Here is a 22,256-nt window from a genome sequence, read left to right as displayed (position 1 = left end):
CGAAACTAGGGGGGTAGTCGTTTGGGCATCTAAACCGAGAAGGGTATGCCGCCTCCCGGATTTGAACCGGGGACAGCTCGATCTTCAGTCGAGTGCTCTCCCAGTCTGAGCTAAGGCGGCGTGCACTCCATCCGAGGACGAGGGTAGAAAAAAGGATTTCGATACCCCGCCGCCATCCGCCGAATCGAGGGGCGGGTCACCATACCACGCTACGGCAGAAAGAGGTCGGCACTGTCGAACTCTGCGCCACAGTCGTCACAGGTGTACTCCGTCCCGTTTTCCGTCGAGACGTGCCCGCTACACTTCGGACACGTCGAGCCGTCGATCATGGTCTGCGGTACCACAGGTCGTGATAAATGGCTTTCGGCAGGTGTCGATTGGGCGACAGGCGTCGACGCACGGCGCGTCGACGGCCACACACGCGGCGCTCGTCGGTGAGCGCCGCGAGAAGTGCAGTGGGTCCGGGCGGATTCGAACCGGAGAAAGACTCGCGTCGCTCGTCTTTCAGGGTGCGAATCCGCTTTCCCACACAGACGCCGCTGGCTCCTCACTCCGTTCGTCGCAGTCGCCGTCAGAAGTGGGTCCGGGCGGATTCGAACCACGCCGAGACGTGCTCGCTTCGCTGTGCGCGTCTCGTCTACTTCGAATCCACATAGTCCATCCGCTCCTCACCTCCGTTCGTCGCAGGATGGGTCCGGGCGGATTCGAACCACCGGCCTCGGCCTTGTAAAGGCCACGTCATAACCAACTAGACCACGGACCCGTACTCCCAAATTTTCCACCGGCAGGAATAACACTTTCTCTCTCGGTCGGAACCCTTACCCCCGACCTGTCCGTCAGTATTGAACATGCAACGCGGTCCGCTGGCCGTCGTCCTCGGCCTCGTCGGCCTCCTCGTCGTCGGCGTCCTCGTCCTGCAGAGCGGCCTGTGGGTCAGCGTCCTCGGCGTCGGCGAGTACGACGAGGGACGGTGACGGTTCGTGAGGGACGACCGGCACGGCGAACGGGACGACCACCGAGACGGCCACCCGGTCGGAGAACGCCACTACAGTCGCCGTCCGCGACGACACCGAGCGGTTGGCGACCGTCGAAGTTCGCATCGCCGACACCTTCGAACAACGGTACGTCGGTCTGAGCAAGACCGACGCCATGGGGCCGAACGAGGGGATGCTGTTCGTCCACGAAGAGGAAGGCGAGTACGCCTACGTCATGCGGAACATGTCCTTCCCACTGGACATCATCTTCGTCGACGCCAACGGGACCATCACCACCATCCACCACGCACCGCTCCCGCCCGAGGGGACCAGCGAGTCCGAGTTACAGCGCTACGAGGGGCGCGGGAAGTACGTCCTTGAAGTGAACCGCGGGTGGGCCAACCGGACCGGCGTCACCGTCGGCGACCGGGTGGAACTGCCTGCGGGCGTCGCGTAGCCCGACGGCCTTTTGCGCGTCGACCCCGTGAGAACGGACCATGGACATCGACGCGGCGTCCGACGAGGACGCCTTCGAGGACGCCCGCGAGCGCGTCGAGCGCCCGATGTGGCGACTGTTCACCGAGTACGGGCGCGGACAGCGAAGCGCCTTCCTCGTCGGCCTCGTCAGTTCCGTCTTCGCGCGGATGCTGGACCTGCTCCCGCCGCTGTTGCTCGCGCTGGCTATCGACGCCGTCATCGAGGGCGAGTCCGGGTACAGCCTGCTGTTCGTCCCACAGGAGTTGATCCCCGACGGGACGACCGGCCAACTGTGGCTGACGGCGGGCCTCATCGCAGCCTCCTTCGCCGGCGGCGCCATCTTTCACTGGAGTCGAAACTGGGGGTGGAACAAGTTCGCCCAGCACGTCCAGCACGCGGTGCGAACCGACACCTACGGGACGATGCAGCGGCTGAACATGGACTTCTTCGCCGACAAGCAGACCGGCGAGATGATGTCGGTGCTCTCGAACGACGTGAACCGGTTGGAGAAGTTCCTCAACGACGGCCTGAACTCCACCTCGCGGCTGGTCATCATGGTCGTCGGCATCGCCACCTACCTCTTCTACATGAACTGGCAACTGGCGCTGGTCGCCCTGTTGCCCGTCCCGATAATCGCCGTCTTCACCAAGCGGTTCATCGAGACCATCCAACCGAAGTACGCCGACGTGCGCTCCTCGGTCGGGAGACTCAACTCGCGGCTGGAGAACAACCTGAGCGGCATCCAGATAATCAAGACCGCCAACACCGAGACCTACGAGTCCGACCGCGTCGAGGACAGTTCACAGGAGTACCTCGACGCCAACTGGGACGCCATCGAGACGCGCATCACGTTCTTTCCCGGACTGCGACTCGTCTCCGGACTGGGCTTCGTCGTCACCTTCGTCGTCGGCGGCCTGATGGTCATCGGAGAGGCCCCGGCGGCGCTGTCGGTGGCGCTCTCGCCCGGCGAGTTCGTGGCGTTCATCATCTACACCCAGCGGTTCGTCTGGCCGATGGCCCAGTTCGGGCAGATAATCAACATGTACCAGCGGGCCTACGCCTCGGCCGAGCGTATCTTCGGCCTGATGGAGACGCCCGGTCGTCTCGCCGAAGTCGACGACGCACCGCCGCTATCCGTGACCGAGGGCGCGGTCACGTACGACGACGTGACCTTCGGCTACGACGAGGCCCCCGTCGTCTCCGACATCGACTTCGAAGTGGACGGCGGGGATACCGTCGCCCTCGTCGGCCCCACCGGTGCGGGGAAGTCGACGGTGCTGAAACTCCTCCTCCGGATGTACGACGTGGACGAGGGGGCGGTCCGCATCGACGGGCAGGACCTCAGAGACGTGCAGATTCCCTCCATCCGGCAGGCCATCGGCTACGTCAGTCAGGAGACGTTCCTCTTTTATGGCACCGTTCGTGAGAACATCGCCTACGGCACCTTCGACGCCAGCGACGAGGAGATTCGCGCCGCCGCGGAGGCCGCCGAGGCCCACCAGTTCGTCCAGAACCTCCCCGACGGCTACGACACGATGGTCGGTGAACGCGGGGTGAAACTCTCGGGCGGCCAGCGCCAGCGTATCGCTATCGCTCGCGCGATGCTGAAAGACCCCGAGATTCTCGTCTTAGACGAGGCGACCAGCGACGTCGACACGGAGACCGAGATGCTCATCCAGCGCTCGCTAGACGAGTTGACGGCCGACCGGACCACGTTCGCTATCGCCCACCGCCTCTCGACGGTCAAGGACGCCGACACCATCCTCGTCCTCGAAGACGGCCGTATCGTCGAGCGCGGAACGCACGAGGAACTGCTCGCCTCGGAGGGGCTGTACGCCAATCTCTGGGCGGTGCAGGCCGGCGAGATAGACGAACTCCCCGAGGAGTTCGTCCAGCGGGCGATTCAACGTCGGGCCCGAACCGACGCCGACGACTGAGCCGCGGGGGTCGTTGTGCGGGGTCGCCATTAAGCCACTGGAGCGACACCTAGCGGTATGCGCGTCCTCGTCACCGGCGCTACCGGCTTCGTCGGCAGCCACCTCGTGCCCGAACTGTTAGCCCGGGGCCACGACGTGGTTGCACTCACGCGCGACGCCGGCAGCTACGACGCACCGGCAGGCGTCGACGTCGTCGAGGGGGACGTCCTCAACCCGGATCTGACGCTCCCGCCGGTCGACGCCGCCTACTACCTCGTCCACTCGATGCAGGCCGGCGATGACTTCGAGGAACGGGACCGGCGGGCCGCCCGGAACTTCCGCGACGCCGTCGACGCCGCCGGCATCGAGCGAATCGTCTACCTCGGGGGCCTCGGCAACGAGGACGAGGGTCTCTCGGAGCACCTCCGGTCCCGCCGGGAGGTCGAACGTCTCCTCGGGACCGGTGAGGCAGAACTGACGGCGCTCCGGGCGGCCATCGTCATCGGCGAGGGGTCGGCGAGTTTCCAGATTATCCGCCAGCTAGCGGCCCGCCTGCCAGTGATGGTGACACCGTCGTGGGTCCGCACGGAGTGCCAGCCGATATACGTCGACGACATGGTGGCGTACCTCGTCGGGGTACTGGAGAACCCGGAGACGGCCGGCCAGACGTACGAAGTCGGCGGCCCGGACGTGCTCACGTATCAAGAGATACTGACGACGACGGCGCGTCTCATGCTGGGTCGCCAGCCGCTTATCGTCCCCGTACCGGTGCTCTCACCGGGTCTGTCGGCCCGATGGCTCGGCCTCGTGACCGACGTGCCGGTCAGCGTCGCCGTGCCGCTGGTCGACGGGCTGCGCAACCGCGTCGTCGTCAGCGACGACAGCATCACGTCGGTCGTCGACGTGGAACTGACCCCCTTCGAGGAGAGCGTCCGTCGGGCACTGGGCGAAACGGTGACAGTCGAAGAACGACCGGTCGAGGCCTAACCACACAGCAGGTACAGCACGTCGTCGGCCTGTTCGAGCACGTCCGGGTTCGAGGCATCGCCCTCGATGACCGCGCGGCGTAGGCGTCCGTCAGCGTCCCACGCCGGACCGGGTCGCGTTCGACGATGCTGACGTCGTGGCCTCGGTCGTCGGGACTCGAAGCTGTCTGGAAGCCGACGCGTCCGCCGCCGACGGTGTCGAGTGTGCCAGACATCAGTCGTCTCCGCGGGTACTGTAGACTCCTCGACACCGGTGCTCGGTGTCTGTTCTCAACCGGTCGAGTCGGCACAAACAGTTATGGCGGAGTGTCATGTACCGACATACCATGACGACCGCGTTCCTCGCGAGCACGGCGGTCATGGGGCTGTTCGTGGTCGTGGTACTGGGCTGGGTGGCACGGAGTCGCGGTTGGTATCACTACTCGCCGAACGCCGAGCACCTCGCGCTTGCACATACCGGGGACGGAGAGACGCGGCTCGGGGCCATGTCCGACGACCCGCGCGTGCTGGCGGTGGCCTTTACACTGCTCGTCGTCGGGTTCGTCGGGGGCGTCACCCTCTTCGTCTCGGGGCCGGTAGAGATGCAGGCCACGGCCGGATTGGCCGTCGCCGCCGCCGGCGGCCTCGTCCTCGTCGGATATCTCCTGCTCGGCGTCTACCTCTCCGCGACGCGACGGGGGCACCCGCGCTCGCTGGCCGTCGCCGAATCCGCGACGGTGGCCGGCGTCCTCTTTCTGGTCGCCGTGACCGCCCAACTGCTGATGGGATAAGCGCCGGTCGACGGGGCGTCGTCTCTCGGTCCGGCCGAACGTTCAAATACGCGTCCTGTGCATGACTCGTCATGTCGCTACTCGCACTGCCCGAGTGGCTCGTCGCCGTTCTGGAGGAGGTGGCACTCGGTGGCGGCGCCCTACTGCTCGTCTGTGGTGGTCTGATGTGTTACGTCGGCTGGGACCAGCGCCAGACGGCGGCGTTGCTCGCCGACGCCGACCACGTCACCCCGGCCGAGGCGGAACCGGATACGCTCGTCCGACTTCGTGGCACGGTGGCGACGACGGCCGACGGGACGTTCGCCTCGCCAATCGCCGACCGAGAGTGCGTGCTGGCCGGCTACGAGATCGACGAGCAGTACGACACGCCGACCGACAGCACGTGGGAGCAGGCCGCGTGGGGCGTCACGAGCGTCTCGTTCGCCATCGAGGCCGACGGCGACCGCCTGCTGGTCGACGTCGCGGACACCGTGGTCGGCAACGGGACTGACGACGTCTTCACGCCGGAGAGCGTGCTGGTGTCCGACGGCGTCTCCCTGCCGGCGGTCCGCTGTCGGTTCGAGCGGTTCGACACGCACGTCGAGACCGACAGCGGGGAGACGCCGCCCCCACGACTCGCGCAGTTTCTCGATTCGACCGACGGCCTCTCGACGGAGCCTCTGGCGTCGACACCGACCGTCGACGAGAGCAAGCGCCGCTATCGAGAGGGGTGGCTCCGCCCGGGCGACGAGGTGAGCGTCCTCGGGACCGTCTCCCGGCGGGCCGACGCTGGCACCGTCACCGGGCACCCGGACGAACTGGTCCTCACGGACGACGAGGAGACGCCGCTCCGCCTGTCGGCCGACCCGCTGGACGGGGGCGACGGGACTGCCGCCCTGCTGACCGGCCTCGGTATCGGGGCCGTCGGCCTCGTATCGCTGGCGGCTGTCGTCGTCTGGTGATTTCGGGCGGAAGGCGGGTCGGCCGCTCAGACGATGGAGTACGCCGCGGCGGCGGTCAGTGCGAGTGCGGCCACAGTGCCGCCCAGCACGAGGTACGTCACCGCCCGCGGCTCCCAACGCAGGTGCTGGTAGTAGGCGGCGACGCCGACGGCCTTGACGACGGACAGCACCATGATGATGCCGAAGGCCAGCCAGTAGGCGCTGTCGACGATGCCGACGAACTCGACGACGGCCTGTGCGGTCGCGAAGACGAACAACACGACGTATATGACGGTGTATCCTTTCCAGTCCATGAGTTCACCTCAGAGTATGTAGAACAGCGGGAACAGGAACAGCCAGACGATGTCCACGAAGTGCCAGTACAACCCGAAGTACTCGATGGCCCTGTCGTCGCCCTGATAGGCCCCGGTCCACGCCCGGTAGGTCATGTACGCACAGATGAGCAGCCCGATAGTGACGTGGGCGCCGTGGAGTCCGGTCGTGAGGTAAAACGTCGACGAGGCGATGTTCGTCGAGAGGTTCCACCCGTTGGGGAACATCTCCGTGCTGATGTGGAACAAGTGGTTCCACTCGATGCCCTTGTTTATGAGGAATCCGACGCCGAGTGCGAACGTCCCCGCGAGCGCCGCCGTCGTCCCCTTCTTGCTCTCGCGCTCGGCGGCGACCATCGCCAGCACGACGAGGAAACTCGACGTGAGCAGCAGGTAGGTGTTGATGAGACCCGGCATCGTCACGTGTTCGGCCGGGATGAGGTCGTGGTGCCACTCGGACCACCCGTAGGCGACCCGGACGAAGGCGTACGACCCGATGAACGCGCCGAACAGGACGATGTCGCTGGCGAGGAACGTCCACATCCCGAGTTTCATCTTCTCTACGGACGCGAAGGGCCACCGCTCGGCGATAGGCATCTCCGGGGCGTGGAACGGTTCGCGGGTCATCCCGAACAGCGACACGACGGTGACGAGACCACCCACCGCCGCCATCGAGACGTAGACGACGCTCCCCGTTCGCACGCCCGAGAGACCGAGGAAGGCGACGAACCCGCCGAGACTGACGAGGAACGGCCAGAAACTGGCGTGACTCGCGTGTTCCTCTCCGGCCGCCTCGTGGGCGGGCGTCGCCGGCGTCGCGGTGGCCGCCGTCGTCACGGAGGCGGTGCCGCCGTCGGCCGCAGTCCCGCCGTCGGCGGCGGCCACGCCGCTACCGGCCCCGCTCGTCCGGTCGGCCACTTCCTCGTCGTCCATGAACGAGAGCGATCCGTCGGCGTACGTCGGGACGCCGGGGAAGTTCTCCAGCGGCGGCGGCGAGGAGACGGCCCATTCGGCCGTCGTCGCGTAGGCCCACGGGTTGTCGCCGACGTCCTCGCCGCGCCACAGCGAGACGAACAGGTTGTAGAACATGATGAGCATGCTCGCCCCGAGGATGAACCCGCCGACGGTGGCCATCGAGTGCCATATCTGGAGGTCCTGAGAGTACTCGAACACCCGTCGGGGCGTCTCCCACGCGACGAACATCGGGAAGTACAGCAGGTTGAACCCGACGAAGTACGTGGCGAAGTGAATCTTCCCCAGCGTCTCGTCGTACATCTTCCCGGTTATCTTCGGGTACCAGTAGTAGAGGCCGCCGAAGAGCGCCGTCGCCCCGGAGACCATCACGTAGTGAAAGTGCGCGACGACCCAGTAGGTCCCGCGGAACTGGTAGTCGAGCACGATAGCGCCGAGGAAGACGCCGGTGATGCCGCCGACGATGAACAGGATGAGCGCCCCCAGCGAGAAGAGGAACGGCGTCGTGAATCGCACCCGTCCCTTCGCCATCGTGTAGATGAGCGAGAAGACCATCAGGTCGAACGGCAGGGAGATGCCGATGGTCGTCGCCATGAAGACGGTCTTGATGGGGAGGTTGATGCCGGTGAGGAACATGTGGTGCATCCAGACGACGAAACTCTGGATGGCGACCAGCACCATCGAGATGATGAACCACTTGCGGCCGACCAGTCGACGCCCGGTGAACGTCTGGAAGCACTCGGCCATCACGCCCAGCGCCGGGAAGAAGACGATGTACACCTCCGGATGGCCGAAGAACCAGAACAGGTGCGCCCACAGCAGCGAGGCACCGGGGTTGTCGGCGTCGGTGGCCAGCGTCGACCCGTCGTTGGCGAACTGGAAGTACGTCGTCCCGAGGATGTGGTCCGAGGTCAGTATCATCAGCGCGGCAAGCAGCGCCGCGAACGCGAACAGCATCATCCAGACCGTGAGGTTGATAGACAGCGAGAAGACGGGGATGTCCCGCATCCGGAGGCCCTCGGCGCGCATCCGGTACATCGTCGTCAGGAAGTTCACCGACCCCAGCGTGACGGCGGCGGTGAACATGATGAGTGCCAGCACCACCGACGTCGCACCGAGTCCCTCACCGGGGATGTACGCCGGCGTGTTCAGCGGCGCGTACATGGTCCACCCGCCCGCGAACGTCGACCCCTGGAAGAACGAGACGCCCATCAAGACCCCCGAAAAGAGGTACAGCCAGTACGACAGGGCGTTCAGGCGCGGGAACGCGAGGTCGTCGGCCCCGATCTGCAGAGGGACGACGTAGTTGGCGAAGCCGAAGGCAAAGGGCGAGATGAACCAGAACACCATCAACAGGCCGTGCGTCGAGACGGCCTGATTGTACCCGAGCGACCCCAGTAGGTCCGCGCCGGGCGTGATGAGTTCCAGACGGAAGAGGAGTGCCAGCAAGCCACCGAAGACGAGGAAGAACAGCGCCGTGATGAGATAGAGGACACCGATGTCCTTGTGGTTGGTCGTGAGGAACCACCGACTGACCGAGGATTTGGGCGGCAGGCCGTGGTCGTGGGCCTCGCTCATGCCGGGGCACCTCCAACGCTGGCGGGCGCAGTGACCTGCGCCGAGGCGTTCGACGACCCGTTCTGGGTCCCGTTAGTCCCCGCGTACCACGACTGGTACTCGTCCTGTGGCATCACTTCGACGGGGGCGACCATCACGGAGTGACCGCTCCCACAGAGTTCGTAGCATTTGGCCTGATACGTCCCCGTCTCGCTCGCGGTGAACCACGCGTCGGTGGTCTGGCCCGGGATAGCGTCGGCCTTGACCCGCAACTCGGGGATGCCGAAGTTGTGGAACACGTCCCGAGAGGTCACCTCTAACCTGACCACCCTGTTCCGTGGCACCTTGAGCGTCGATGCCTCGTGGCCGTTGGGGTAGATGAACGCCCACCCGAAGCGGAACCCCTCGACCTGAACGGTGATGTCCTCCTCGCCCGCTATCTGTGGGCCGTCCTCGACGTACGCGAGCGAACTGTACGTCCACGCGATGAGCGAGACGACGATGATGGCGCTGATGCCGAAGGAGTAGAACACCTTCCGACCGCCGGACCCCCCGGTGGGCATCTCGCCCATCGACGGCCGTTCGACCTTGTCGGCGTAGGGGTCTTCGCCCGCCGTCTCGCGATACTTGATGGCGTGATACAGCGTGTACGTCACCACGAGGACGCCGACGGCCGTCCCGAGGACGAGAAACACCTCGAAGATACTGTTGAACACGTCCGCCGGTGCCCTGACGTCGCCGCCGTGGAGTGGGACGCCGGCCGCGGAGTGTGGTACCATGTGACCCATCGTTTCCTCATGGTTTTTTGTACCATCTATTAGGCATTGTGGACAGTTGTCTTACATATGCGGTTGCTGACCCGAACGTGTGCGCGAACTTTTTTATTCATTGGTATGGTACAACACCGCATGGTAGATACGTCATCAGGGGTCGAAGACCCGGTGAACGACGAGACAGTCGCGGAGAGCGAGGAGTTCGACAATCTACGCGGCATCCTCGCCGACGGCGTCGTCGGTGCGGCCGGTGGGTTAGTGGGTACGGCGATGATGAGCGTCGTCTTCCTCATCGCACAGTCGCTGGGCGCGTTCAACCTCTCGGATTTCGCCATCCTGACCGAACTCGTGGGGCTGACCGGCTACGTCCCCGAAGTGCTGTTCGGGTACATCATCTTCCTCGGCGGCGGGATGTTCCCGTGGCCGCTGCTGTTCGCCTCGCTGAAGGAGTACCTGCCGGGCAAGTCAGACCCCGTCTCCGGGGCCTTCTTCGGCGCGGCGATGTGGACCGGGTTCGTCCTCGCGTTCTACACCGGCCAGTCGGGCCTGACGCTGGCGCTGTACGCCGTGTTGACGCTAGTGGCCCACGTCGTCTACGGCATCGGTCTGGGCGCCGTCTTCAACTACTTCGCGACGCGACCGGACTCCATCGTCTGAACCGGGCGTCAGGTTCGACACTCAGTACTGGAGCGCGCGACGGTGACCGCCGTCGGGCAGGTAGTGTCGACGGCGTCGACGACCCCCTGAAAAACTCGAAAACGAGGTCTGGACGGGACGAGCGAAGCGCTTCTCGGAACGCACCCGCTGGCGCGGACCACCGCGCGTTCAGGCCTCGGCTTCCTCGGCGTCGGCGTCCGCGTCGGCATCCGCTCCGCCGTCTTCTTCGCTCTCCTCGAACTCCTCGAGGGTACTGCGGAGTTGTGGAATCGTCGCGGTGAGGTCGCCGACCTGTTCGCGGGCGTCCTCGACGTCGCCGATGAGGTCCTCGACGGTCTCGATGTCCTCGGCGAGGTCCTCGGCGTCCTCGAAGGCGTCGGCGCGTTCGCCCATCGTGTACCACTTCTTCGCATCGCGCAGGTGGTCCTCGGCGTCACCGACGTCGAGTGCGGTCTTCAGGGCGTTGAGCACGCCCAGCGTGTTGTCGGCCTCGACGTCCCACACGGCGTCTGCCTCGGGGAGGGCCGTACGGGCCTCGGCGAGTGAGGCCTCGACGTCGCTTCGCATCTCGTTTGCGGCCTCGCCGAACAGTTCGTCGTCGTCCAGACTGGTCTGACTCATGGTTGTCAGTTGACGTGGTGTGGGATTAAAAGCCCGCCTGAAAGTGAAAGTGAAACCGACAGACGTGAGCGGACGGGAGAACCGAAAACCGAAAGCGTTCACTCAGCCTTCGACGTCGGCGCGGACTTCCGGAATCGGGTCCATGTCGGCGTCGATGTCACCGAGCACCAACATCGCGTAGTAGCGCAGGAAAGAGACGAGCGGTACCTTGACCAACATGGCAACGACGAAAAGCGTCAGTACGAACAGGACGACGACGATGCCAGCGAGGATACCGGCGGCGAGTCCCTCGCCGAGCGCGAACCACAGGGCGACGGCGACGAGGCCGAACGGTATCGCCAGCAACCCGCCGCCGATGAGGAGAGCGAACCCGGAGACGAGATTGACGCCGATGCCGAGGACGACCGAGAAAAAGAGGTAGGCGAGGTACTGCTTCGGTTGCTCGCGGAGCGATGAGAAGAGGCGTTGCCACCCGGTGATGATCCCGTGGTCGCCCTGTAGCATCAACGGGACGACGAACACGGTGGTGAAGCCGTTGATAGTCCCGGTGACGAGGGCGAACCCGAGGAACCCGACGATCAAGAGCGTCGACGACGCTGCCAACGCCTGCGGGCCGAGGTCGGCCATCTCGCCACCAGCAACGACGAGGAAGAACAGCAGGAACAGACCGACCGAGACGGCGCCAGCGAGGAGACCGAAGACGAACCGAAACGCGAGCAACTGGACGCCGTTGCCGACGTTGTCGCCGAAGTACCGCCGGACGTGGACCTCCTGTTCGGCGAGCGACTGGACGAAGACGAACTCCATGAAGTTGCTCAGTATGCCGACGACCAGTGCGAAGAGGACGATAGCGACGATAGCGACGATGGCGAGTACGCCGAGGCCAGCCAGTGCCTCGGCACCGCCCGGCGGGAGGCCCGGTCCGGGCGGAGTGACCTGTGAAACCGTCCCACCGACGAGCGACGGGAAGACGTCGAGCGTGCCCGTGAGTGCGAACTCGCTCCCGGTGCCAGTCGGGCCGGTCGGCGACGCTCCCTGGTCGAAGTTGTTGAAACTGTTCATGCTCCGGACCAGATTCAGGGCACCGCCACCGCTGGCGACGAAGAAGGCGACGAACGCGAGTTTGAGCCACGTACGCAGGTCGAACGGGAACAGGAACGCCTGCGTGGCGTCGATAGCGTCGTCGATGTTGTCTATCGCGTGGAGGGACATCACCGGATGTGCACGACCAGCGTGGGTAAAATTTTCGGAGAAAAAGCGTGACGACACCGACCGAACGGCAGCGTCACTCGCTGACCGAATCGACCTGCATCAGCGGGTAGCCGTCCTCCATCGCCATGCTCGTCTCGACGACACAGCCCTCGTAGTCGATGGTCATCGAGACATCGAGGAACCGCCCGGTCAGTTCCGTGTAGTCGGCGCCGGCCGCCGCGATGGCCTCGCGAAGCGGGGCCTCGCGGACCTCGACGGTGACCGACTCGCAGTGTGGTTGGTTCTCGATGGCCTCTTCGATCGCCGCCGCCAGCGAGTCGGCGCTATCGGGGCTCACGGGCGTGCCGGCGAACTGGTGATACAGCGAGCCGAACTTGATGCCGGCCTCGAAACAGGCGACCTGCGGCGTTGTCGGGTCCATACCTATTGGTCGGTCTACCGGCACATAACGGAACCGCAAGCTACCTATTGTGCGCTGTCTATCCCTCGTATACGAATGGACGACCCGGTTCTACTCACAGGCGCGGGCGGCGCGGTCGGGGAGGCCATCCTCGAAGGCATCGGGGACGCCTACGAGTGGAAACTCATGTTCCACAGCCCGCCGGCCGAGGAGCCATCCCACGAGTTCCTCGTCGGCGACGTCGCCGACGACGAGGACGTCGCGGCCGCCGTCGACGGCGTCGGGGCCATCATCCACCTCGCCGGTGACCCCGCCCGAAGCCCCGTGGGATTCTGTCTTAGCGAACAACATCGACGGCACCCAGAAGATGTACGAGGCCGCCGTCGACGAGGGCGTCGAGAAGTTCGTCTACGCCTCCTCGAACCACGCCGTCGGCGCGTTCGAGACCGACCGCCGCACCCCGAGATGTACCGCGAGGAGGCCGACTTCCTGCTCGACGGGACGGAGTTCCCCGCCCGGGCAACCTCTACGGCGTCTCGAAGGCCACCGGCGAGATACTCGGCCGCTACTACCACGACGAATACGGCATCAACGTGTGTAACATCCGCATCGGCAACCTGACCCGAGGCCACCCGCCCATCGACTACGAGCGCGGACAGGCGATGTGGCTCTCCTACCCCGACTGCGCCCACATCCACGAGTGCGCGCTCGAAGCCGACTACGACTTCGAAATCGTCTACGGCATCTCCGACAACGACCGGAAGTACTACTCCCTCGAACGCGCCAAAGAGGCGCTGGGCTACACTCCGCGGGACAACTCCGCTCACTTCGAAGGGGACGAGCGGGTCGTCGAACCGGACGTCTGAGCAGCGTTATTGCTGGTTCTGTGATCGACCGGGTCCAGCCGTGTGGCGACGGCAATCGACCTGCTCACCCCGATCGCTCGTCGAACAGTCCCTGCACGTCGTCGTCTTTCTGCCGTTCGCGTTCGACGTGGTCGCGCAGGCGGTGGTACACCACCGACCGATGCTCGCCCTCTCTGACGAACGAGAACAGGAGGCCGACGAACCGCCCTTCTCCTCTGTCGTCCAGTTCGTCCCGGGCGTAGTCGACGGCGTCGGCGACGACGCCGTCGTCGTACCCCTCGGCCTCGGCCAGCACACCGGCGGCGACGGCCGTCGCCTCGAAGTCCAGCGCCTCGTAGTCCAGCGTCTCGCCGTGGTGGCGAAGCGCCGGCGGGTGGTCCCAGTCGACTGCCTCGGTGTCCTCGGCCGCACGCGCGAGGAACGGCCGCACGTCGTCGAGGTTCACGCCGCGGTAGTCCGCGGGCAGGCCTGCGAGGTACTCGCCGGCGCTCTCCGCGAGGCCCTGTGCGCCCGACCAGTTCTCGGTCCGGCCGTGGTGGACGACAGCGGTGAACTGAATGAGGCCGTGGAGGAACCGCTCGTCGCGCCCCGCGTCCAGTTCGAGCCAGTAGTCCTCCCACGCGTCGTGGGCGGCGTGGAACCGACCGGCGTCGTAGACGGCGATGCCGGCCCGGAGATGAGCGTCCATGCGCGGTGATAGGCGACGGGTCGGGAAAAACGGCGTGACGACACTGTCGCTCGCCGGTCGTGAACGAAGAGAACGTCCGGACGGAGATTTGAACAGGTGACAGACGGTCGCTCGCTCCACTCGCGCTGCGACTGTCGTGTTCAAATCTCCGCAGTCCGCATAACCGCTCACGGGTGCGAGCGACAGGGCCGTCGCTCGCAGAGTTGGTTCGCGGAAATGTAGCGTCCGGACGGAGTTCCACGCGAGCGGAGCGAGCGTGGAGCTCGCCGGTCGTGAACGAAGAGAACGTCCGGACGGAGATTTGAACTCCGGTCCCTGGCTCCGCAAGCCAAGAGGATAGTCCACTACCCTATCCGGACTCATCTTGAAGGAGGGTGGTCGGTATGAAAAGGGTGACGGTTCGACGGCCCCGCGCGACGGGAGAGCACACCACGGTCAAAGCCGGGTTTGAACCACCACAAGGACCTTCCTGTTACCGGGTAGTTGTCCGGGTATGCACCGCAGAGCCCTCCTTCGGCGACTCGGCGCGGCCGGTGCGGTTGCGCTGGCCGGCTGTGCGTCCAGTGGCGACCCCGGAACCGGCGACGGCGGCGGAACAGACAACGGGACCGGAGACGAAGACCCGCACGTGACCGGGACCGAGTTCACCGTCACCCGACGCGAGTCTGGCACGCAGGTAAGCGAGGCCAGCGTCACCTTCGGGACGGACGCGGTGACCGTCGACGGGACCATCTGGGGCGCCAACGGCTGTAAGACCGCCGCGCTGGCGGGGGCAGACTACGACGCCGCGGCCGACGAACTGACCGTCGCCGTCGAGACGGGTGCCCGCGACGACGCCGGCGACGCGTGTACGCAGGCCATCGTCGAAATCGACTACGAAACGATGGTGCAGTTCGAGGGCGGCCTGCCGGGTCGCGTCGTCGTCACCCACGACCACGGCGACGGCCCGACCGAGGTGACGACGGCCGAGCGGTGAGAGAGCCCGTGTCGGGCGGAGGTTTATATCGGGTGCCGAAGCCACTCCGGAATATGCCAGCCACGGCGACGGAATCGACGGACGGCAGCGGCCCGCTCGACCAACGACAACGCTTAAGCGCAGCCCATCCCTGCGTCCCATAGATAGATGGGTGCGATAGAGGACATTTACGCGGACTTAGAGACGGACGTCTCCGAGGAGGAGTTCCGCGAGGCCGTCGAGGAGAAGGTCGAACAGATGGGCGGCCTCGCGGACGAGGAGACGGCCGCGATGTTGCTGGCCCACGAACTCAACGAAGGCGAAGTCGAGACCATCGCGGACGTCGAACCGGGGATGGACGAGGTGAAGTTCCTCGCGAAGGTGATGGCAGTCGGCGACCTGAAGACGTTCGAACGCGACGGCGAGGACGAGGACGGCCGAGTCATCAACGTCGAAGCCGCAGACGAGACGGCCAGTATCCGTCTCGCCTTCTGGGACGGACAGGCCGTCGACATCGACGAGGGCGCACTCGACGTGGGCGACGTTCTCCGGGTCAAAGGTCGCCCCAAAGAGGGGTACAACGGCCTCGAAGTCTCCGTCGACAAGGCCGAACCCGACGAGGACGCCACCATCGACGTCGAACCCGGCGACGGATCCAGCGTCGAGTCGCTGACGATGGGCCAGTCCGACGTGAGCCTGCGTGGCCTCGTGCTGGACACCGACAGCATCCGCACGTTCGACCGCGACGACGGCAGCGAAGGACGCGTCTCGAACCTCACGCTGGGCGACGAGACCGGCCGCGTCCGCGTGACGATGTGGGACGACCGGGCCGACCGCGCCGAGGAACTGGACCCCGGCACTGCCGTCGAAGTCGTCGACGGCTACGTCCGTGAACGTGACGGGGCGCTCGAACTGCACGTCGGCGACGACGGCGCCATCGACGAGATAGACGAGGCGGTCGACTTCGAACCCGACGCCGACCCCATCGAGCGCGTCGAAATCGGCGACACCGTCGACATCGCCGGCGTCGTCCGCTCGACGGACCCGGTCCGCACGTTCGACCGCGACGACGGCAGCGAGGGACAGGTCCGGAACGTCCGGGTTCAGGACGCCACCGGCGACATCCGAGTGGCCCTATGGGGCGATAAGGCCGACAAGGACATCGCGCCGGGCGACGAGATACTGGTCGCCGACGTAGAGATCCAGGACGGCTGGCAGGACGACAAGGAAGCCTCCGCCAACTGGGCCTCGACGGTCGTGGTCTTAGACGACGGGACGAACGTCGAAAGCGCACCCGCCCAGTCCGGGGACGACGAACACGCCGGCCTCGCTTCGTTCACCGGCGACGGCGACAGCGGGGACACGTCGAGTGGGGCCGGCAGCAGTGCCAGCGGTACCGATGACAGCGGGGGGGTACAGGCCGCCGAACAGGTCGAGTTCACCGGCACCGTCGTCCAGACCGGCGACCCGGTCGTCTTAGACGACGGCGAGGAGACGATGAGCGTCGAGACGAACGAACGCGTCCAACTGGGACAGGAGATTACGGTACGCGGTGTCATGGACGACGGTCGTCTCGACGCCGACGACGTGTTCTGAGCGGGGGAGCGCCGCTACGGAAACTCTTAAGGCCGCAACACTCTCGCTTGTGGGTATGAGCGTCGAGCTACCGTTCGCGCCGGTGGACGCCGTCATCCGGCGGAACGCGGACGGGTTGCGGGTCAGTGCCGACGCGGCAGAGGAACTGGCTCGTCGGATTCAGAAACGAGGAGCGTCGCTTGCGGTCGCCGCCGCAGAGGAGGCGACTGCTGACGGCCGGAAGACGCTGATGCCCGCTGACTTCGGGGTGAACCACGTTCCGGACAAGGACAGTCTGGAACTTCCGGTTGCCCCGGTCGACCGCATCGCACGCCTCGATATCGCCGACGACTACCGCGTCGCGATGGACGCACGCGTCGCCCTCGCGAACATCCTCGAAGCGTTCGCCGACGACGTGGCCGCCGCCGCGGCGACGCTGGCCCGTCACGCAGACCGCCGTACAGTCAAGGCGGCAGACATCGAGACCTACTTCGAACTCGGCCAGTACTACTGAATGAACTTCGGCTACCGCGAGGTCTGTCTAGACCACGACACCGGCCCGCGCCATCCCGAGAGTCCCGACCGACTCCGGGCGGTCAGACGCGCACTCAAGGAGCGCCACGGCGTCGAGTACGTCGCCGCCGGCGACGTCGACCTCGAGTTGGTCCACGGCGTCCACGACCCCGACTACATAGCGGAGTTCCGCGAGTTCTGCGACGACGGCGGGGGGAACTGGGACGCCGACACCGTCGCCGTCGAGGCGACGTGGGACGCCGCGGTAGCCTCCGCGGGGCTGGCCGTCTGGGCCGCCGAGACGGCGATGGACGGCGTCTCGGCCCGGGACACCCCCTTCGCGCTCGGCCGGCCGCCGGGCCACCACGCCGTCTACGACGACGCGATGGGCTTTTGTTTCATCAACAACGCCGCCGTCGCCGCACAGGCCGCCCTCGAACGCGACGCCGACCGCGTCGCCATCTTCGATTGGGACGTCCACCACGGCAACGGCACGCAGGACATCTTCTACGACCGTGGCGACGTGTTCTACGCCTCCATCCACGAGGACGGCCTCTACCCCGGGACCGGCGCCATCGACGAGACCGGCGAGGGCGACGGTGCCGATACCAATCTCAACGTCAAGTATCAGCCCGGCGCGGACACCGCCGACTATCTCGCGGCCATCGACGAGGCTATCGCGCCGGCCATCGCCGACTACGACCCGGACCTGCTCGTCGTCTCCGCCGGCTTCGACGCCCACGAGCACGACCCCATCTCACGGATGCGCGTGACGACGGAGGGATACGGCGCTATGACCCAGCGGATGCGAACGCTCGCCGAGGACTGTAACGCCGGCCTGAGCTTCGTCCTCGAAGGCGGCTACGGCCTCGATACGCTCTCCGACTCGGTGACGACTGTCCACGAAGTGTTCGACGGCTACCGGCCGATGGAACCCGACGACGACGTGAGCGAGGACGCCCGCGACGTCCTCGACGAGGTCGCCGCTCAGGGCTTCGGGTCGAAGTAGTCGGCCAGTTCCACGCCGAAAGCGTCGGCTAGTTCGGTAATCTCCTCGCCGACCAGCACGTCGTAGCCCGCGTCGAGCGCCGATTCGACGTGCGGCCCGAGTCGCACGTCCAACAGCGCGTCGCTGTGGAGGAATTCCGCCGCCGTCGTCACCGCCCGCGGCCGCTCTACCACGTAGCGCTCGCCGTCGACGAAGGGGCCGGCCACCTCGGGGTCGTCTTCGTACGCCTCGTAGAACCCCGTCGCGTGCTCGCGGACGTGGACCGGCGGCCCGTCGTGGCGCTCGATAGCCGGGCGTTCGGCGACGGCGAGTTCCGCCAGCAGGACGGCGTCACCGGTCGCGTCCGACGGCGTATCCGCGCTTGCCCCGGCGTCCACACCGTCCGTGGCGAAGGCCGCCGAGCGAAGCACGTCGAACCCCCGCCGGTCGAGTTCGTCCGTGAGGCCGCCGAGTGACTTCCGTAGCTGTGGCCAGAGTTGGTCCTCGACCACGTCGGGCGCGTCGAACCGAAGCGCCACCGGCGTCGTCCCGCGGCGTTCGATGGCTACAGCCACCGCGTCGGCGTCGTACGGGTCGGGCTCGCTGGCCTCGAACAGGCCGATTCGGGGGTTCGCGAGGAGGTCCCGTGCGTAGTGCTGGAACCGCGCCACGTTCGTTGCCGAACAGACCGCGGCGACGTTGCGCTCGGGGTCGGTCGGGTCGACGACGACGAGCGGGTCGTCGAACGAGACGGTGCCGTGGTCCTCCGGGTCGAACGTGACTGGCGGGTGCCAGTCCGCGGCCGCCTCGACGAACTCGCGGAAGCCGCCGTACTCCAGCACCAGCAGTTCGGTCAGATAGCCCGAGAATCCACGGGTACGGAGGTCGCTCCCGTAGACGCCGATGCCCTTCAGGAACTGCTTGGTGACCCGGACGTCCCCGGCGAGGGCGTCGTCCAGTCGCGAGTCGAGGTACCGAGTGTGGAACGGCGTCCGATCGACCGCGGACTGGATGGCCGTGGCGTCCTCGACGGCGTAACACGGGACGAGGTCGACGTCGTAGCCGTCACACTCGCCGACGACGTAGGGGTGTTCGGCGTACTCCTCGCGGCCCTCGGGGAGGACGGCGTGGCCCACTTCCAGCCCGTACTCCTCCAGCGTCTCCCGTGGCAGGTCCGGCGGGAACGCGACGAACACGTCGACGTCGCGGTCCCCGGCGGTCCACGTCCCTCTGGCCGTCGATCCGACCTGTATCACCTCGGCCGAGACGGGGAGGTCGGCGATAGCGTCTCTCGCCCGCTCCATCACCGTCTCGGCGGCCCGCTGTAACCGCTCGCGCTCCTCGGCGCCGGGCGAGACCCGCTCGTGGACCCGCTCGACGACGGCGTCGAACTCGTCGCTCATGCCCACCGATACTCACAGAGTGCGTGAAAGCGTGTCGATGGCGCTCGGAAACGAAAGCCCTATTTAACAACTCCGTCAATCGATGCATGCGAACAAGCCGCCGTAGCTCAGTTGGTAGAGCACCTGGTTGTTACCCAGGTTGTCCCAGGTTCGAGCCCTGGCGGTGGCGTCCCCTTCTTCAGTGTTAACGGGTGAAAAGCGTCGACAAGCCACGCGTGTCGCGCCGACGTCGACGAGCCAAGAACCGACCGACACGGACCCGACAGGCTAAAGACGCGGAACCGAGAAACGGTCCACGAGGGCCCTTAGCTTAGTCTGGTTAAAGCGATCGGCTCATAACCGATTGAGCGCTGGTTCAAATCCGGCAGGGCCCATGCAGCGTTTGGAGGGTTTTGAGCCGACACAGCTTCTACAAGCGAGGCCTGAACGTCATCGGCCGAGTCGATGTGGTGTCGTCGTTATCACGCACTCGTTACGTCACGGCGTCGCGACTGAAATCACCGCTAAGAGAGTCAAGTCGTTCGCGACGGTCGAGGGCGTCGAAGATTCGTGGGGCGTCGTACGACACGCGTATCGCGACCAGGATTCGTTGAGCCGGTTCGTTGGGGGGGAGAACCGACACGACGATTGCAGCGACTATCGAGGGGTATCGGGTGGCAGTCGCCAGCGAGGAGTCGGCAACCGTCGAGCGACGAGAGACGGCAAACTAACCCGGGTACCGCGTTCGACGAGTACGGCACTGCGTCGGTGTGCGAGCGACGAACTGCCTGTGGCCGGTCGGCGTCAGCGACCTACAATCGTCAGGACGGCGGGGCACTGCTGTTCTCGACGTCGAGTCGGTCGTCGTCGGCGGAAATCGAGGGGTTGCAGTTCGATACGGCAGAGTGGGCTACACATATCGTGTTGTGCGGCAACGTTTCTCAATATCGGTAGCTCTAAATACTGATGTGCTATACCATAGCATGTATGGCGACCGCACCGAGTGGAGACGACATGTTCGACGAATTCCTCTCCCAGCGAGGCCACGACGTCGAGGAGACGGGCTGGGAGGAAAACTACAACAAGAAGCAGTGTCCGGACTGTGGCGGCCTTCACGAGTCGGCCGCGAGCGAGTGCTCGGTGTGTGGCTGGACACCAGTAAACTGAGGGCGGTTCCGCGGCGGTTCGTTTTTTCGCGTCCGTGACGACAGAGCGGATGCGCTGTCGGTGCTGAGTCAGGCAGCAAGAGAGCGAGAAATGGCCACCGGCCGACGGGGGTCAGTCGTCGACCGGCGGCGTTCGTCGCCCGAGCGTCGAGGACGGCCGACGGGGGTCAGTCGTCAGCCTCGCCGACGCCAAAGAGGGGTAGACGAGAGCGATTACAGCGCGTCCAGCGACGCGTGCAGGAACATCCCGATGAGGAGATGCCTGTACGCCGCGGTCTCGATTTGCGATTCCGCTGCGGCGGTGTCGGTTATCGAGTACTGCTTGGTCTGTACGAGCTCGTGTACCGTGAGCGTGTCATCGGCTTCGAGGTCGTGCAGACGCGGGTACACGGTGCCCGGACTCAACTGCGCGTCGAACAGACGTGACAGTTCCTCCATGAGACCGGTCCCGTGCGTCTCGTCGTCGGACAACGCTATCAGCGCGAGCAGAATCTCGTCCAGGCTCTGGGTCACCATGCCGTCGTCGACGGCGAGGTCACCAGCAGTAACGTCGTCGATGACCGAAGTCAACAGCGACTCCGGGATGGCGTCACGACTGGCGGTGTCGTTCGCTCGTGGGTCATCCGATCCTCCGAGGGGGGTCAGTCGCTCGTCTGGTCGGTCGCCCATCGTCTTGCCCGTCGCCACGCGACGGAGGTTGTCTCCGGACATCGTTTTACCTGAACGCGATCCGCATCAGGGCGTAGTGCCTCTGTGGCCATATAAACCCATCAGCGTTTTCCGATTCTGAAACAACCCCCCGGTCTCGAAAACGCTTATATGACCGGATGAGAACTCATTCATAGTGGCAGAGGACAAGAGCATCGAGGAGGTTCTGGACACAATCGGTGACCAGCACGCACGACGGGTGTTGGCAGCCATCAGCCGCGAACCGCATTCGGCCAAGGAACTCGCCGAGGAGTGCGACCTCTCGTTGCCGACGGTGTACCGCCGCATCGAACTGTTAGACGAGTACGACCTCGTCACGGACCACACGCTGGTCGCCGAGGACGGGAACCACTACAAGGTGTACGAGTCCAACTTCGAGTCGACGGTCATCTCACTGGAAGACGAAGAGTACAAGGTGCGCATCTACCGCGAGGAGAACCTCCCCGACCGATTCAGCCAGTTGTGGGACGAACTGAACCCCGAGTGACGACATGAACGGACGGAACTGAAACGATGGCCGACGGCGTCGCAATCGCGCGTGGAGCGCTCGTGTTGATGCGGATGGTCGTGTTCGGCCTGACGCTCGGTATCACGCTCATCAGTTTTCAGGCCTACCGGAAGCGACCGTCCGAGCGCCTGCAGTACGCGTTCGTCGGGTTCGCGTTCATCAGCATGGGCGTCGCCATCTCCAGCGTCATCACCCAGTTGAGCGCCGGCGAGGTGGGGGCACTCCTGCGGGTGTTCTTCCAGATGGCCGAGACCATCCCCTTCATCATCGGGTTCGCGATGCTGTACGTCTCGCTGTATCGGTAGTGCTGCGGGTCGACGACCCCCCGTTTCTCTAAAGC

The 22,256-nt window shown here is 65.5% G+C and carries 22 protein-coding genes, 5 tRNA genes and 2 pseudogenes; 16 read left to right on the top strand and 13 right to left on the bottom strand.

Going from position 1 to position 22,256, the window contains the following annotated elements:
* Nucleotides 1-46 precede the first annotated feature (46 nt).
* The 3 genes from G9465_RS04920 to G9465_RS26385 all read right to left on the bottom strand — a co-directional run bounded on the left by G9465_RS04920 (nucleotide 47) and on the right by G9465_RS26385 (nucleotide 1,046).
* Nucleotides 47-120: transfer RNA gene (locus G9465_RS04920), tRNA-Phe, on the bottom strand.
* 569 nt (nucleotides 121-689) lie between these two features.
* Nucleotides 690-763, bottom strand: a tRNA-Val gene (locus G9465_RS04915).
* 73 nt (nucleotides 764-836) lie between these two features.
* A complete protein-coding gene (locus tag G9465_RS26385; protein ID WP_166968074.1) occupies nucleotides 837-1,046 on the bottom strand; it encodes a hypothetical protein in 210 nt (69 codons plus the stop codon).
* 10 nt (nucleotides 1,047-1,056) lie between these two features.
* Between G9465_RS26385 and G9465_RS26380 the strand changes: the two are divergent.
* The 5 genes and pseudogenes from G9465_RS26380 to G9465_RS04885 all read left to right on the top strand — a co-directional run.
* Nucleotides 1,057-1,431, top strand: a pseudogene (locus G9465_RS26380) (DUF192 domain-containing protein); the annotation flags it as partial.
* Nucleotides 1,432-1,471: 40 nt separating this feature from the next.
* On the top strand, nucleotides 1,472-3,388 hold the full coding sequence (locus G9465_RS04900) for an ABC transporter ATP-binding protein (RefSeq protein ID WP_166968070.1): 1,917 nt from the start codon (nucleotides 1,472-1,474) through the stop codon (nucleotides 3,386-3,388).
* Between the two features lie 57 nt (nucleotides 3,389-3,445).
* Entirely contained in the window at nucleotides 3,446-4,354 is a 909-nt protein-coding gene (locus tag G9465_RS04895; protein WP_166968067.1) for an NAD(P)H-binding protein, read from the top strand.
* A gap of 325 nt (nucleotides 4,355-4,679) precedes the next feature.
* Nucleotides 4,680-5,123 (top strand): hypothetical protein, encoded by a 444-nt coding sequence (locus G9465_RS04890; protein WP_166968065.1) that lies wholly within the window; start codon nucleotides 4,680-4,682, stop codon nucleotides 5,121-5,123.
* A 71-nt stretch (nucleotides 5,124-5,194) separates the two neighbouring features.
* On the top strand, nucleotides 5,195-6,064 hold the full coding sequence (locus G9465_RS04885) for a hypothetical protein (RefSeq protein ID WP_166968063.1): 870 nt from the start codon (nucleotides 5,195-5,197) through the stop codon (nucleotides 6,062-6,064).
* Nucleotides 6,065-6,090: 26 nt separating this feature from the next.
* Here G9465_RS04885 and G9465_RS04880 read toward each other — a convergent pair whose 3' ends face one another.
* From G9465_RS04880 to coxB, 3 genes are read right to left on the bottom strand one after another with little or no spacing between them, the layout of a single operon-like run.
* Nucleotides 6,091-6,357: a cytochrome C oxidase subunit IV family protein gene (locus tag G9465_RS04880; RefSeq protein WP_166968061.1), complete on the bottom strand. Its 267-nt coding sequence runs from the start codon at nucleotides 6,355-6,357 to the stop codon at nucleotides 6,091-6,093.
* Between the two features lie 9 nt (nucleotides 6,358-6,366).
* A complete protein-coding gene (locus tag G9465_RS04875) occupies nucleotides 6,367-8,925 on the bottom strand; it encodes a cbb3-type cytochrome c oxidase subunit I (protein ID WP_166968059.1) in 2,559 nt (852 codons plus the stop codon).
* Nucleotides 8,922-9,683 carry a cytochrome c oxidase subunit II gene (coxB, locus tag G9465_RS04870; RefSeq protein WP_166968057.1) on the bottom strand — a complete coding sequence of 254 codons (762 nt, stop codon included), beginning with the start codon at nucleotides 9,681-9,683 and terminating at the stop codon, nucleotides 8,922-8,924. Before coxB ends, G9465_RS04875 begins: the two co-directional genes overlap by 4 nt.
* 129 nt (nucleotides 9,684-9,812) lie before the next feature.
* On the opposite strand from coxB, the gene G9465_RS04865 reads away from it, so the two are divergent.
* Nucleotides 9,813-10,334, top strand: coding sequence for a DUF6789 family protein (locus G9465_RS04865; RefSeq protein WP_166968055.1), 522 nt, complete (start codon nucleotides 9,813-9,815; stop codon nucleotides 10,332-10,334).
* 168 nt (nucleotides 10,335-10,502) lie between these two features.
* Here G9465_RS04865 and G9465_RS04860 read toward each other — a convergent pair whose 3' ends face one another.
* The 3 genes from G9465_RS04860 to G9465_RS04850 all read right to left on the bottom strand — a co-directional run bounded on the left by G9465_RS04860 (nucleotide 10,503) and on the right by G9465_RS04850 (nucleotide 12,588).
* Nucleotides 10,503-10,955 (bottom strand): DUF5790 family protein, encoded by a 453-nt coding sequence (locus G9465_RS04860; RefSeq protein ID WP_166968053.1) that lies wholly within the window; start codon nucleotides 10,953-10,955, stop codon nucleotides 10,503-10,505.
* A gap of 102 nt (nucleotides 10,956-11,057) precedes the next feature.
* Nucleotides 11,058-12,167, bottom strand: a complete 1,110-nt coding sequence (locus G9465_RS04855; RefSeq protein WP_166968051.1) for a hypothetical protein — start codon at nucleotides 12,165-12,167, stop codon at nucleotides 11,058-11,060.
* Nucleotides 12,168-12,240: 73 nt separating this feature from the next.
* On the bottom strand, nucleotides 12,241-12,588 hold the full coding sequence (locus G9465_RS04850; RefSeq protein ID WP_166968049.1) for a dihydroneopterin aldolase family protein: 348 nt from the start codon (nucleotides 12,586-12,588) through the stop codon (nucleotides 12,241-12,243).
* A 75-nt stretch (nucleotides 12,589-12,663) separates the two neighbouring features.
* On the opposite strand from G9465_RS04850, the pseudogene azf reads away from it, so the two are divergent.
* Nucleotides 12,664-13,433 (top strand): annotated as a pseudogene (gene azf, locus G9465_RS04845) (NAD-dependent glucose-6-phosphate dehydrogenase Azf).
* A 64-nt stretch (nucleotides 13,434-13,497) separates the two neighbouring features.
* Here the strand turns inward: azf and G9465_RS04840 are convergent.
* Both G9465_RS04840 and G9465_RS04835 read right to left on the bottom strand, forming a co-directional pair.
* Nucleotides 13,498-14,121, bottom strand: a complete 624-nt coding sequence (locus G9465_RS04840) for a DUF309 domain-containing protein (RefSeq protein WP_166968046.1) — start codon at nucleotides 14,119-14,121, stop codon at nucleotides 13,498-13,500.
* Nucleotides 14,122-14,407: 286 nt separating this feature from the next.
* Nucleotides 14,408-14,480, bottom strand: a tRNA-Arg gene (locus tag G9465_RS04835).
* A 134-nt stretch (nucleotides 14,481-14,614) separates the two neighbouring features.
* On the opposite strand from G9465_RS04835, the gene G9465_RS04830 reads away from it, so the two are divergent.
* The 4 genes from G9465_RS04830 to G9465_RS04815 all read left to right on the top strand — a co-directional run bounded on the left by G9465_RS04830 (nucleotide 14,615) and on the right by G9465_RS04815 (nucleotide 18,173).
* A complete protein-coding gene (locus G9465_RS04830; protein ID WP_193571733.1) occupies nucleotides 14,615-15,097 on the top strand; it encodes a hypothetical protein in 483 nt (160 codons plus the stop codon).
* 147 nt (nucleotides 15,098-15,244) lie between these two features.
* Nucleotides 15,245-16,672, top strand: a complete 1,428-nt coding sequence (locus G9465_RS04825; RefSeq protein WP_166968044.1) for a single-stranded DNA binding protein — start codon at nucleotides 15,245-15,247, stop codon at nucleotides 16,670-16,672.
* Nucleotides 16,673-16,727: 55 nt separating this feature from the next.
* Nucleotides 16,728-17,165, top strand: a complete 438-nt coding sequence (locus G9465_RS26235; protein ID WP_166968042.1) for a histone family protein — start codon at nucleotides 16,728-16,730, stop codon at nucleotides 17,163-17,165.
* Nucleotides 17,166-18,173, top strand: a complete 1,008-nt coding sequence (locus G9465_RS04815; RefSeq protein WP_166968040.1) for a histone deacetylase — start codon at nucleotides 17,166-17,168, stop codon at nucleotides 18,171-18,173.
* Here the strand turns inward: G9465_RS04815 and cca are convergent.
* Entirely contained in the window at nucleotides 18,152-19,555 is a 1,404-nt protein-coding gene (gene cca, locus G9465_RS04810; RefSeq protein ID WP_166968038.1) for a CCA tRNA nucleotidyltransferase, read from the bottom strand. The two genes, G9465_RS04815 and cca, sit on opposite strands and share 22 nt — an antisense overlap.
* Nucleotides 19,556-19,651: 96 nt before the next feature.
* Here cca and G9465_RS04805 point away from each other — a divergent pair.
* The 3 genes from G9465_RS04805 to G9465_RS04795 all read left to right on the top strand — a co-directional run bounded on the left by G9465_RS04805 (nucleotide 19,652) and on the right by G9465_RS04795 (nucleotide 20,701).
* Nucleotides 19,652-19,724 (top strand) — tRNA-Asn (locus G9465_RS04805).
* Between the two features lie 130 nt (nucleotides 19,725-19,854).
* A tRNA-Ile gene (locus tag G9465_RS04800) sits at nucleotides 19,855-19,929 on the top strand.
* Nucleotides 19,930-20,521: 592 nt separating this feature from the next.
* Nucleotides 20,522-20,701 carry an HVO_0416 family zinc finger protein gene (locus G9465_RS04795; RefSeq protein WP_166968036.1) on the top strand — a complete coding sequence of 60 codons (180 nt, stop codon included), beginning with the start codon at nucleotides 20,522-20,524 and terminating at the stop codon, nucleotides 20,699-20,701.
* 212 nt (nucleotides 20,702-20,913) lie between these two features.
* On the opposite strand, the gene G9465_RS04790 is transcribed toward G9465_RS04795, so the two are convergent.
* Complete coding sequence (locus G9465_RS04790) at nucleotides 20,914-21,411, bottom strand: PadR family transcriptional regulator (RefSeq protein ID WP_166968034.1); 498 nt, start codon at nucleotides 21,409-21,411, stop codon at nucleotides 20,914-20,916.
* A gap of 133 nt (nucleotides 21,412-21,544) precedes the next feature.
* Between G9465_RS04790 and G9465_RS04785 the strand changes: the two genes are divergently transcribed.
* Nucleotides 21,545-21,895 (top strand): helix-turn-helix domain-containing protein, encoded by a 351-nt coding sequence (locus G9465_RS04785; RefSeq protein ID WP_166968032.1) that lies wholly within the window; start codon nucleotides 21,545-21,547, stop codon nucleotides 21,893-21,895.
* Nucleotides 21,896-21,921: 26 nt separating this feature from the next.
* Nucleotides 21,922-22,221, top strand: a complete 300-nt coding sequence (locus G9465_RS04780) for a hypothetical protein (RefSeq protein ID WP_166968030.1) — start codon at nucleotides 21,922-21,924, stop codon at nucleotides 22,219-22,221.
* The last annotated feature ends 35 nt before the right edge of the window (nucleotides 22,222-22,256 follow it).

The sequence above is a fragment of the Haloarcula sp. JP-L23 genome (assembly GCF_011602445.1).
GTDB lineage: Archaea > Halobacteriota > Halobacteria > Halobacteriales > Haloarculaceae > Haloarcula > Haloarcula pellucida.
The sequence above is the reverse complement of the archived record's forward strand: the minus strand, read 5'-3'. Positions and strand labels throughout refer to the sequence as shown.